At 63.3% G+C, this 12,278-nt stretch carries 9 protein-coding genes and 1 tRNA gene; 3 read left to right on the forward strand and 7 right to left on the reverse strand.

Annotated features, from left to right (window positions below):
• Nucleotides 1-2 precede the first annotated feature (2 nt).
• The 5 genes from dxs to JQ631_RS01700 form a co-directional block, all read right to left on the reverse strand.
• Complete coding sequence (gene dxs, locus JQ631_RS01680; protein WP_212323417.1) at nucleotides 3-1,931, reverse strand: 1-deoxy-D-xylulose-5-phosphate synthase; 1,929 nt, start codon at nucleotides 1,929-1,931, stop codon at nucleotides 3-5.
• Nucleotides 1,932-2,521: 590 nt separating this feature from the next.
• A complete protein-coding gene (locus JQ631_RS01685) occupies nucleotides 2,522-2,773 on the reverse strand; it encodes an exodeoxyribonuclease VII small subunit (RefSeq protein ID WP_212323419.1) in 252 nt (83 codons plus the stop codon).
• Between the two features lie 74 nt (nucleotides 2,774-2,847).
• Nucleotides 2,848-3,777: a histone deacetylase family protein gene (locus JQ631_RS01690; protein ID WP_212323421.1), complete on the reverse strand. Its 930-nt coding sequence runs from the start codon at nucleotides 3,775-3,777 to the stop codon at nucleotides 2,848-2,850.
• Nucleotides 3,778-3,912: 135 nt separating this feature from the next.
• On the reverse strand, nucleotides 3,913-5,571 hold the full coding sequence (locus tag JQ631_RS01695) for a bifunctional metallophosphatase/5'-nucleotidase (RefSeq protein WP_212323423.1): 1,659 nt from the start codon (nucleotides 5,569-5,571) through the stop codon (nucleotides 3,913-3,915).
• A 50-nt stretch (nucleotides 5,572-5,621) separates the two neighbouring features.
• Complete coding sequence (locus JQ631_RS01700; RefSeq protein WP_212323425.1) at nucleotides 5,622-6,380, reverse strand: enoyl-CoA hydratase-related protein; 759 nt, start codon at nucleotides 6,378-6,380, stop codon at nucleotides 5,622-5,624.
• Between the two features lie 280 nt (nucleotides 6,381-6,660).
• Here JQ631_RS01700 and JQ631_RS01705 point away from each other — a divergent pair, with 280 nt between their 5' ends.
• Entirely contained in the window at nucleotides 6,661-7,923 is a 1,263-nt protein-coding gene (locus tag JQ631_RS01705; RefSeq protein ID WP_212323427.1) for an MFS transporter, read from the forward strand.
• A gap of 13 nt (nucleotides 7,924-7,936) precedes the next feature.
• Here the strand turns inward: JQ631_RS01705 and JQ631_RS01710 are convergent, their stop codons facing one another.
• Nucleotides 7,937-9,715 carry an acyl-CoA dehydrogenase family protein gene (locus JQ631_RS01710; RefSeq protein WP_212323429.1) on the reverse strand — a complete coding sequence of 593 codons (1,779 nt, stop codon included), beginning with the start codon at nucleotides 9,713-9,715 and terminating at the stop codon, nucleotides 7,937-7,939.
• Nucleotides 9,716-9,967: 252 nt separating this feature from the next.
• Here JQ631_RS01710 and JQ631_RS01715 point away from each other — a divergent pair.
• Nucleotides 9,968-10,042: transfer RNA gene (locus JQ631_RS01715), tRNA-Gln, on the forward strand.
• Nucleotides 10,043-10,049: 7 nt separating this feature from the next.
• Here JQ631_RS01715 and JQ631_RS01720 read toward each other — a convergent pair.
• Entirely contained in the window at nucleotides 10,050-11,327 is a 1,278-nt protein-coding gene (locus tag JQ631_RS01720; RefSeq protein ID WP_212323431.1) for a hypothetical protein, read from the reverse strand.
• Between the two features lie 389 nt (nucleotides 11,328-11,716).
• Here JQ631_RS01720 and JQ631_RS01725 point away from each other — a divergent pair, with 389 nt between their 5' ends.
• Complete coding sequence (locus JQ631_RS01725; RefSeq protein ID WP_212323433.1) at nucleotides 11,717-11,956, forward strand: DNA-binding protein; 240 nt, start codon at nucleotides 11,717-11,719, stop codon at nucleotides 11,954-11,956.
• Nucleotides 11,957-12,278: the final 322 nt, after the last annotated feature.

Raw genomic sequence — 12,278 nt, forward strand, 5'->3', positions numbered from 1 at the left:
CGTCAGGCGAGCTTGACCGTCTCGGTCTTGGCGTCCTTGCCGAGCGCTTCGAACACCTTGGCGACGATGCCCTTGGCGTCGAGGCCGGCACGGCCATACATCGCGGCCGGCGTGTCGTGATCCTGGAACACGTCGGGCAGGACCATCGTACGGAACTTGAGCATGCCGGTGTCGAGCACGCCCTGATCGGTCAGGTACTGTGCGACATGCGAACCGAAGCCGCCGACCGAGCCTTCCTCGACGGTGATCAGCACGTCGTGGTCGCGGGCAAGCTTGAGCACCAGTTCGGTGTCGAGCGGCTTCATGAAGCGCGCGTCGGCAATCGAGGTGGAGAGGCCATGGGCGGCGAGCTCGTCGGCCGCCTTCTCGCATTCGGCCAGACGCGTGCCGAAGGAGAGCAGGGCGATCTTGTTGCCCTGGCGGATCATGCGGCCCTTACCGATCTCGAGGGGAACGCCGACGTCGGGCATCTCGATGCCGCGGCCTTCGCCGCGCGGATAACGCAGCGAACTCGGGCGATCATTGATCGCGACCTGCGTCGCCACCATGTGCACGAGCTCGGCTTCATCCGCCGCCGCCATGATCACCATGTTCGGCAGACAGCCGAGATAGGCGTTGTCGAACGAACCGGCATGGGTCGCGCCGTCGGCGCCGACGAGGCCGGCGCGGTCGATGGCGAAGCGGACGGGCAGGTTCTGGATCGCGACGTCATGGACGATCTGGTCGTAGCCGCGTTGCAGGAAGGTCGAGTAGATCGCGCAGAACGGCTTGTAGCCTTCGGTCGCAAGACCGGCGGCAAACGTCACCGCGTGCTGCTCGGCGATGCCGACGTCAAAGGTGCGGTCCGGAAACGCCTTGTTGAAGATGTCGACGCCGGTGCCGGACGGCATGGCCGCGGTGATGGCGACGATCTTGTCGTCCTTCTGCGCTTCCTTGACGAGGCTCTGGCCGAACACATTCTGGTAGGCCGGCGCATTGGGCTTGGCCTTCGCCTGGGTGCCGGTGGCGACGTCGAACTTGACGACGGCATGATACTTGTCGGCGGAGGCTTCCGCCGGGCCGTAGCCCTTGCCCTTCTGGGTGACGACGTGGACCAGGATCGGGCCGGTCTCCATGTCGCGCACGTTCTTCAGCACGGGCAGGAGATGGTCGAGGTTATGGCCGTCGATCGGGCCGACGTAATAGAAGCCGAGCTCTTCGAACAGCGTGCCGCCGTCCATCATGAAGCCGCGGGAATATTCCTCGACGCGGTTGGCGCGGTTGGCGAGGATCTTCGGCAGGCGCTTGTTGATCTGCTTGGCCGCATCGCGCAGCGTGCGATAGGTCTTGCCCGAGTACAGCCGCGACAGATAGGCGCTCATGGCGCCGACCGGCGGCGCGATCGACATGTCGTTGTCGTTGAGGATCACGATCAGGCGCGAGTTCATGGCGCCGGCGTTGTTCATGGCTTCATAGGCCATGCCTGCCGACATCGCACCGTCACCGATCACGGCGATAACGTTGTTCTTGCCGCCGGAGAGGTCGCGCGCGACCGCCATGCCGAGACCGGCCGAGATCGAGGTCGAGGAATGGGCTGCGCCGAACGGATCGTAATCGCTCTCGCTGCGCTTGGTGAAGCCCGACAAGCCGCCGCCGGTGCGCAGCGTGCGAATGCGGTCGCGGCGTCCGGTGAGGATCTTGTGCGGGTAGGCTTGATGGCCCACGTCCCAGATCAGCCGGTCGCGCGGCGTATCGAAGACGTAGTGGATCGCGGTGGTGAGTTCGACCACGCCGAGGCCCGCGCCGAAGTGACCGCCGGTCACCGAAACGGCATCGATGGTCTCCTGACGCAGCTCGTCGGCGACCTGGCGAACCTGCTCGATCTTGAGCTTGCGCAGGTCATCCGGTGTCCGGATGGTGTCGAGAAGCGGCGTTTTACTGTATGCGTTCACAGCGATTTCCAATTTGTCAGCGCCGGAAGTTCATTCCGGTGCGCGATGGGTTTGCACAATATCGGCGCAGCGCGAGTCCTCAACCGTCGGAGCCACCTGCACGGGGCAAGGCCCCTTGTTCAAGCTTAGGTGAGCTAAAGTGCGCTCCGGTTCAGTCTCCGTGACCCCTGTCACGTGGATCGGCTTCGTCCGTCCCCGCCAATTTCATTAGCAATTTGAATAGCTTGACGTCGAAAATCGGTCCCCACGTCAAAGCTAACAAAAAGCCACACTCCGCGCAGCTTTACACCAAAGCTTGGGCCAAAGCCAACCCGCCCGACCGATTGCGGGTATGCAGGTGCAACCGGCGGGCCAATTTGGTTAATCGCGGCGCCGGTGGGGAGGTTCCAATCCTCACCCGTTCCTTGGCAGGATTCCGGCCTGAAGAATAGCCTTTTCGGCCAAATTCACAGGGCTGAGGGCGCGAGAGCGGAAGTTTCTTCAATCCCGGCGTCGCGACGGCCGGTTCGGGCTGAACACAAAGGCGTGCGATCCTGAAAAATCGCAGGTGGCCGATGCCGAGGACGGGCAGCTCTGGGTCGGCGCGTGCCTTATTGCACGTCGAGCGGCGCCGTGCCGGCGGCCTGTCCGCTGGCATCGGTGGTGATCTTGTCGACGCGGGCCTCGGCCTGGCGCAAAAGCTCCTCGCAGCGCCGCTTCAGGGCTTCGCCGCGCTCGTAGATCGTCACGGATTCCTCGAGCGGCACCTTGCCGTCCTCGAGCCGCTTCACGATCGTTTCGAGTTCTTCGATCGCGCGCTCGAAGGTGAGCCTGCTGACGTCGGCTTGGGTATTTTCGGCCATATCCGTTTCCGATTGCCCGATTCGCTTCTGATGCAAAACAGCAGAGTTTTGCGGGCTTAATGTGGCGAGCTTGTCTAAGCGCCCATCAGGGCGCCGACATGCGCCGTAACAGATTCTTTCAGTCCTTGCAGATCGTAGCCGCCTTCGAGCACGGAAACAACGCGTCCTCCGGCGGACTTGTCGGCGAGATCCATCAGCTTGCGCGTCACCCAGGTATAATCCTCCGCGCGCAAATTCAGCGAAGCCAGCGGATCGCGGTAATGCGCGTCGAAGCCCGCGGAGATGATGAGCAATTCGGGGCTGAATTTCTCGAGCTGCGGCAGGATCAGATTCTCGAACGCGGAGCGGAATTCGGGCCCGCCGTCTTCTGAGGCGAGCGGCGCGTTGACGATGGTATCGTGGTCGCCGCGCTCGCCCTTGGCGCCGGTGCCTGGAAACAGCGGCATCTGATGGGTCGAGCAGTACATCACTGATGGGTCCGACCAGAAGATGTCCTGGGTGCCGTTGCCGTGATGCACGTCGAAATCGACGATGGCGGCACGCTTGATGCCGTATTTGCGCTGCGCATGGCGCGCGGCGATCGCGACATTGTCGAAGAAGCAGAAGCCCATCGGCTTGCCGATCTCGGCATGATGGCCGGGCGGACGCACCGCGACGAAGGCGTTGCGGTGCTCGCCGTTCATCACCGCTTCTGTCGCCGCCACCGCGCCGCCAACGCCGCGCATCACCGCTTCCCACGTGCCCGGAGACATTGAGGTGTCGCCGTCGATATAGACCTGGCCGCTGGTCGGCGCGATGTGGCGGAGCTCGGTGACGTAATGCTCGTTGTGGCAGAGCGTAACGAGATCGAGATCGCCCTCGGGCGCCAGGTCGCGCGCCAGGAACTGGAAGCGCTCATGCGACAGCGCTTCCTCCACCGCGCGCATGCGGTCCGGACGCTCGGGATGGCCCGGCGGCGTGACGTGGTCGAGGCAAGCCTTGTGGGAGAGAAGAAGCGTGCTCATCAGGTCGGCCTCTCGGGGAACGAACTCTCGACGTCGCTTGACGCATCCGGCGCCAAAACGCAATGCAAAACGCAATCTATGCGTTCCCAAGGGATTGGCAAAGGGTCGTCGCGTTTCACCTCGGTTTGATCCGGATCAGTTCACGCGCAGGATGCGGGTCGGCGGCAGCGGGCCGATCGGGCCATGCGCCTTGAAGAAGGCAAACAGCGCATCGACGTCGTAACCAGCATATTGTGGCGACGTGCCCTGTTTCGCGACGGAAAAACCGTCACCGCCGACGGCGAGGTAATCATTGACGGTGACGCGATACCCGGCGGCCGGCTCGAGCGGCCTGCCGTTGAGCATCATCTTGTCAGCCATCACGCGCTCACCGGATGGCCTGGAGGCATCCCAGCTGTAGCTGAATCCGTTCGACACCTGAAGAATCCGCGGCCGTTTCGGATCGAGCCATTGCTGCTCCAGCATGTCCTTCAGCTGGCTGCCGGTCAGCGTCATCGTGACGAGCCGATTGCGGAACGGCTGGCTCGCGAATATCTCGCCATAGGACACCGCGCCGTTCTCCCTGGGAATGATGTCGGTGCGGATGCCGCCGGGATTGGTGAGCGCGATGACAGCGCTGCCATCTTTGGCATCCTTGGTCGCCGCGAGTTGCGCGTCCGCGATGACGTCGCCGAGGGCGCTTTCGCCGGCCTCGTTCGGAACGCGCGACAGCGTCTGCGTCACCGATCCGGCCGGGCGATTGGCGATCGGTGCGGAAAGCTTGTCATAGGCGTCGATCAGCGCGGTTTGCGCCGGATCTTTGGCGAGCGAGGCGTTGGCGACAATGACGTTCTCGGCCCTGGCGCTGACGATGTCGCGGGTTACAGGATCGAGCTTTAGGTCGATTGCGGTCACCAGCGTGCCGTATTTGTCGCCGCTGGTGACGAGCCTGCCGTCGATGTCGCAGACATAGGCACGATGGGTGTGGCCGCTGACCACGACATCGACGGCGCGGTCGAACTTTTTCACGATGTCGACGATCGGCCCCGTGATGCCTGGGCATTCGTTGTAGTCGCCTGCGGGCTCGCCGCCCTGGTGGATCAGCACCACGATCGCCTCGACGCCGCGCGCTTTAAGTTGCGGCACCAGCGCGTTCACGGTCTCGGCTTCGTCGCGGAATTCAAGGCCGGCAATGCCCGATGGAGAGACGATGCCGGCGGTCTCCTTCAAGGTCAGGCCGATGAAGGCGACAGGGATGCCGTCGAATTCTCTGATCTCGTAGGGCGGCAGCACGCTCTTGCCGGTCGAGTTCTCCACGGTGGACGCCGCGAGATAATGGAATTTCGCGCCGGTGAAGGGATGCGGTCCCTGGCAGCCGTCTTCGGGATGACAGCCGCCGTTCTGCATCCTGAGCAGCTCGGTCTTGCCCTCGTCAAATTCGTGATTGCCGACCGAGGTGATCGCAAGCCCCATCATCGAGAGCGACTCGACCGACGGCTCGTCATGAAACATTGCCGACAGAAACGGGCTCGCCCCGATCAGATCGCCGGCAGCGACGAAGATGGTGTTCTTGTGCCCCTCGCTCAATTGCTTGACCAGCGTCGCCATGTATTCGGCGCCGCCGGCCGCCACCATCACCTTCTTGCTCTTGTCTTCGGGATCGCTGATGCGGATGCCGCCCGGCGGCGGACGAAGATTGCCGTGGAAATCGTTGATCGCGAGAATGCGCAGATCGACGGGCGCCGCGGTCTGTGCCGCGGCGGGCAGGGCGCAGAGCGCGAGCGAAAGCGCGGCAGGGATGGGATGGTATCGCATGGAACAAGATTAGTCGTTCCGCGCGAAGATTTCACGAAGCTTCTCGCTCGCTACCGCTTCTTCCTGTTCGCAAACGCATTGAACGCGGCAATCGCTTCGTCCGATTTCAAGCGCTCGCCGAACAAATGGCCTTCCTGATCGATGCGGCGGGTGAGTTCTTCCGGCGGCGCGCGCAGCAATTTGCGCGAGGCTGCGACCGCCTCGGCAGGCAGCCGGCAGATCTCGCGGGCTACTTTGCGGGCTTCAACCTCGGTATGTCCCGGTGACACCACAGTGTTGACGAGGCCGGCGGCCTGGGCCTCGTCGGCGGTGAAGCTGCGCCCCATCACCAGCATGGCGAAGGCGCGCTGATAGCCCATCGTGTTCGGCATCAGGAGGCTGGAGGCGCCGACCGGAACGAGCCCGAGATTGATGTAGGGCGCCGAGAAGGTCGCGGCGTTGGAGGCGAGCACGTAGTCGCAGTGAAACAGCATCACGGTGCCCATGCCGATCGAGGCTCCGTCGACGGCGGCGATGATCGGCTTGGCGTTGAGGGCCAGCGAATAGAGGAACCTGGCGCCATCCGACAATGTCTCGGGGCGCGACGCGTCGGCCTTCATGAAATCGTCGATGTCGTCGCCCGCGGTGAACACGCCGGAACCGCCGGTGATGATCATGCAGCGGATATCAGGGTTGTTCTGCGCAGTATCGATCGCCCGGCTCATCTCGCGATACATGTCCTGGGTGATCGCGTTCTTCTTGCCGGGGCGGCGCAAGGTGATCACGCGCGTGGCGCGCTCCTCCGTGACGATGATGTTGCCGTTCGGCATGAACACTCCCTGCGGTCGCCGCGGCGCCTGCCATCGGCGAGTCTCGGCACAGCGTAGCCTACATGATCCGGCCGACGTGCCAATCCTGCGGCCTGACCATTTCGGCAGTAATGCACGTGGACGGTTGCATGACACCCTCCGGAACTGTGACGCGAAATCTTCATCGTGCCTGCTGCGGCGTTTTGCGCGTTGCAACAATAGGCGATAATGTTTGAATTGAAAAACCGGTGGTTGTGCGCCACGATCGAATTGTCTCGTTTTATTGGGCCTTACTTGATTGATGATCGCCGCAACGGGTGTTGACGAATCCTCGCTGCATTATCGCGGCTGGCGCGTGGTGCTGGCCTGCTTCCTGATGGCGTTCTTCATGTTCGGCTTTGGCCTCTATGGCCAGGGAGTCTATCTCGTCGAGCTCCAGCGCGCCCATGGCTGGCCCGGCACGCTGGTGTCGGCGGCCAGCACCTTCTCGTTCCTGCTGACCTCAATCCTCGTTATCTTCACCGATGATCTGCTTGCCCGCATCGGACTGCGCGCTTTGATCCTGTGCGGCTTGACGGCGCTGGGCGCATCGACGGCGCTGCTGGGAGTGATGCAGTCGCCCTGGCAGCTCTATCTTGCCTATGCGCTGATGTCGGTCGGCTGGACCGGCATGGGGTCCGTAGTGATCGCGACCGTGCTGAACTCCTGGTTCGCGCGGCGCCGCGGGCTCGCGCTCAGTCTTGCCTTCAACGGCGCTACGTTCGGCGGCATCATCCTCGTACCGGTTCTGCTGGCGCTGAGCAGCAGCGTCGGCTTCCGCTCGGCCATGCTGGCGGCCACGATCGTGATGGTGGTGCTGGTGCTGCCGGTGGTCGTCGTGTTCACCGGGTGGCCGGTCGAGGTGTCGCCGAATGCAGCGGCAGGTGTCTCCGGGGGCCCGGCCGCGCGTCATTCGCGCAAAGAGCTGCTCGCCAATGCGTTGTTCTGGACCATGGTGCTGCCGATCGCGATCGCGCTGCTGGCGCAGATGGGATTCATCATCCACCAGGTGACTTTTCTCGAACCGCTGATCGGCCGCGCCAGTGCGGGCCTCGCCGTCACGGTCATGGCGGCAATGGCGGTGGTCGGGCGGCTGACGCTCGGGCTGTTCGTCGACCGGCTCGATCCGCGGATCGCCTGCGCGGCGTCAATGACGAGCCAGGCGGCGGCGCTGCTCGTTCTCCTGCAAAGCCAGAGCCCGGCCGTGCTGCTGATGTGTTGCGCCGTCTACGGCTTCTCCATCGGCAACATGATCACCTTTCCGCCCTTGATCATCCAGCGCGAGATCGGCAGCACGGCTTTCGCGGCGGCGATGGGACTGGGGACGTCGATCAGCGGCATCGTCAGCGCGTTTGGCCCCGGCATCGTCGGCCTCGTGCGCAGCGCGAGCGGCGACTATACGATGGCGTTTGCAATGTGCGTGGCGCTCGATGTCGTCGCGGCCAGCATCGTGCTGTGGCGGCCGGGGAGGCGCGCAGCAATCACCCGGAATCTCGCGCCTGAGCAAGATCGCAAGGTGGGGTAATCCATCCTGCCGGTTATCCCAACAACACCGCATCCGCCGCGGCGACCGACTCCGCGCTCTCCGTCACGGTGCGCTCCAGCGCGCCGGCCTGCACGGTGATGTTCTCGGCGAAGAAGCGCGCCAGCGAGACGTAGCGTGCGGCGTCGGTGTTGCCATCGGCCTTTGCGGCGAGCGCCTCCGAGGCCAGCATGCAGCCACCAAGCGTCGCGCCAAATTGCTGGAGATACGGCGTTGCGCCGGCGAGCGCTTCGTTCGGCGCCGATGTGACGCGTTCGAGCAGCCACTTGCTGGTGCGCGTCAGCGCCTCCAGCGCCTCGCGCAATTTCACGCCCGTGGTGCCGAAGGCGGGGTCGTTGGAGGCCTCGACCTGCTTGACGATGGCAGACAGCTCGTCGAGCAGCGCCCACACCGACGCACCGCCATTGGCTGCAAGCTTCCGCGTGACGAGATCGATCGCCTGGATGCCGTTGGTGCCCTCATAGATCGCGGTGATGCGGGCGTCGCGATAATGCTGCGCGGCGCCGGTCTCCTCGATAAAGCCCATGCCGCCATGTATCTGCACGCCGAGATAGGCGACCTCGTTGCCGATATCGGTTGAATAGCCCTTTGCCATCGGCGTCAGCAGCGCCGCGCGCGCGGCCGCATCGGCGCGCACCTTCGGATCCTTGGCGCGGGTCGATACGTCGATCGCGACAGCCGTGGCATAACAGATGGTGCGCGCGGCCGCGGTCTGCGCGCGCATCCGCATCAGCATGCGCTTGACGTCGGGATGCACGAAGATCGCGTCCGAGCCGTCGCCCTTCTTGCCGATGGCGCGGCCCTGCTTGCGCTCCTGCGCATAGGCCAGCGCCTGCTGATAGGCGCGATCGGCAACGCCGACGCCCTCGAGGCCGACGCCGAGGCGGGCCTGGTTCATCATCGTGAACATGCAGCGCATGCCCTGGTTCTCTTCGCCGATCAGGAAGCCGATCGCGCCGCCATGATCGCCCATGGTCATGGTGCAGGTGGGAGACGCGTGCATGCCGAGCTTGTGCTCGACACCGGAGGCAAAGATGTCGTTGCGCGCACCGAGCGAGCCGTCGGCGTCGACCATGAATTTCGGCACAAGGAACAGCGAGATTCCCTTGGTGCCGGCGGGCGCATCGGGCAGGCGTGCCAGCACGAAGTGCACGATGTTGTCGGTCATGTCGTGCTCGCCATAGGTGATGAAGATCTTCGTCCCCTTGATGCGATAGGTGCCGTCGGCCTGCTTCTCGGCGCGGGTGCGGAGCGCGCCGACGTCGGAGCCGGCCTGGGCCTCGGTGAGCTGCATCGTGCCGGTCCATTCGCCGGAGACGAGCTTTTCGAGATAGATCTTTTTCAGCTCGCTGCTGCCATGCGCATCCAGCGCCTCGATCGCCGATGCCGTCAGTAGCGGGCAGAGGCCGAAGGCGACGTTGGAGGCGCTCCAGATCTCGGTGCAGGCAGCGTTGATTGCGATCGGCAGACCCTGGCCGCCGAAATCCTCCGGTCCCGAGACCGCGTTCCAGCCGCCCTCGGTCCAACGCTTGTAGGCATCCGGCCAGCCCGGCGCTGTCGTGACCTTGCCGTCGTCAAGCTTGATGCCGTGCTCGTCCCCGACCTTGTTGAGCGGCGCCAGCACGTCGGTTGCGAACTTGCCGGCTTCCTCGAGCACCGCCGCGACAATATCGCCGTCGAAATCGCCGTAATGGCCGGCGTCCACGGCAGCCTTGAGACCGGCGCCGTGGTTGAGCGACAGCAGCATGTCAGAGATCGGCGCGCGGTAGGTCATGGCTCACTCCCGTAGACAGGTTGTTGGCGCCGTATTCCCATGAAACGGGGGAGGTCTTCAATGGGCGCGATACGGGACCGCATCGGGCCCTTGCCCCCGGCCTATAATAAGGTGTAGCGCGGCCGCGCGCCCGGGGCGGTGGCATTTTGCCTCTCCAAGCGGTTGAAATGCCGCGCCGCTCCCTATAGACCGGCTGCGACCAGCGGGAATCTGCGGGTGCCGGTTGTTCGGCCCGTTCCCCTGGTCTCCTGATGGGGCGTAGCCAAGCGGTAAGGCAGCGGATTTTGATTCCGCCATTCGGAGGTTCGATCCCTCCCGCCCCAGCCAATTGAAATTACGTTGAAATCTTTCTTTGTTCAGGGGTGCCATTCCGAACGGTTTCCGGTGCCTCATTCCGAATGGAATCCCCCGGTTCGTTCTGCTCTGCCAATCGGTGCGCATGGCGCTTGCGCGTCGCGGACAGCATGCGCTTGGCGGTGCGTTTGGCGTAACCCTCATAGGACTGTTGCGTCTTGTGCGTTGACAGCGCCCGGCCTTGACCGTCCGTCAACTCCGCTTCCTCCAACTCGGTCATCCCTCCATGCCGGCAAGCGTCCATTGTGAAGTGCGCCGGAAGGCCCAGCACCTTGCGCATGCGCTGGACCTTGTGCTGCATCGTTGGGAAAGCGAACGGCTTGGCAATGCCTTCCGACACTTCGCGCAGTATCATCGACACACCGCGTCTCGGCACTGTTGCCAACACTTCCTCGGCATCGGCATAGAATTTGAACACTGTGCCATCAGGTAGCGTTTCCTCCAGAGGGTGAGGGGCGACGGTACCTGTTTTGTGATGAGCTACCCGGACGATCGTCGGCGCGCTCGGAGCGCGGTAATCGCTCCACTTAATATGGCCGGCGATAACGTTCTCCGGGCGCTGTAGCCACTCAAAGCAGATCACGGCGACGGCGGCAATTTCGGGCTCGCCAGCGGCGATGCAGCCGTGTGCAAAGTCGTAGACGTTATCGCGCGTGACTGCCGGCTTCGCTTTCTTCACGCGGCTTTCGAGTGTGACGCCCAACCAGGGGTTCGGCACGTCTTTTGCGAACTCGTCGGGGAACAGCCGATTTACAACACGCCACGCCTTGCGGCATAATTTTACGACCTTCTCGGCCGTACGGTCGCGACGCCCGTTCGGGCCGATGACAATTTTCTGATAGAGCTTATCCGCTCCGCGCGGCGTGATAGTCCTGATCGGCCTAGACCCAACCCTATCACCGGTTTTCGTGAGCGTGTCGCAAAGCAGGGTCATTGCCCATTCGTAGTCCCGTCGCGAGCGGACAGCGACTTTCTTGGTGTATGCCAAGCTTTGCTTGTACTCGCGGAAAAGCCAATCGACAGTCCCGAGCTTCGGCGCGGCCAGGGTCTCTATAGGCTGCCCTTTGCGCTGCCGATCCCATTCATCGAACAGGCCGTTTAGAGTGGCCGCCTTCTCGCAAGCGAGCGCGAAGTCGGAACCCAGGGGCTCGCTCGGGACGGTACACTTCATGTCGCGGTATTTGGTCGGGACCTCGTAGTAAAACGAAGTCGCACCAGATTTCAGCGTCTTGATCCGGACGTGGCGGGGTAGTTGCAACGTCACAAATCCTCGGCGATGTCGCCTGGCACGCCCGGTGCTATCGCCGCGTCCAGATCGTCCCTCAGCCATAGCTTCCGTCGCCCCTCCAAAACGCGCGGCTGGGGATACTCCTTCCCAACCCGCTGCAAGAATGCCTCTATGGTCGACTCGCCGCAATAGCCTGCTGCAAATGCTGCGGGCATGCGGCGCGGCCATGATCCTGGTGGGATAGCGGCGGGTCGGGTGCGGCTCACGTCTGTTCTCCGGTCCGTCAAGAAATCGGGATCGGACCAGTCATGACCAGAGACGGTTGTTTTCTATAATCGCTGCTTGTTCATTCATAGCGATTATAGAAACAACCGTCTCCAGGATATTCGGCACGGGTCTTAACTGCGGAGCCGACACCAATGAGCATTTCACATCAGGCCGCTCGCTATTTTTCGCGCAAGGAGGCGTCCAACTATCTGTTCGAGCGCCATGGCATCAGGCGTTCGTACGAGTATCTCGCAACGCTTGCCTGCAAGGGAGGAGGCCCCGTCTTTCGCAAGGATGGACCTCGCCGCGCTATCTACACGGGTGCTGATCTCGACGCGTACGCTGCGTCGGTTTTGTCAAAGCCCATGCGCTCTACCAGCGAAGCCGCCTAATCCGCCATGCCGGGCAAAAAGAAAACGCCCGGCCCATCTCTGAACCGGGCGGACCAATCGTGTAGGCGTTTCGTGACTGTGCGCTTCATACAACGATCCGGCCGCTCTCGCAACTCTACGAGGGCCGAAAATGAAATCGCTACCTCCGGGCCAGCGCGCCCGCAATGAACCTGTCTATTGCGCTGAAACCGGCGCGCTGATCTCAAGCGATCGACCGCCAAACGTTGTCCCGTTCCCGCGTGAACCGTTCAAGCGTCCGCTGGGCGGCTCGCAGAGCCTTCACCGGCTGTCAGCCGTCGATCCCGGCGATGACATTTAGCGA

This window comes from Bradyrhizobium manausense (assembly GCF_018131105.1).
Lineage (GTDB): Bacteria > Pseudomonadota > Alphaproteobacteria > Rhizobiales > Xanthobacteraceae > Bradyrhizobium > Bradyrhizobium manausense_B.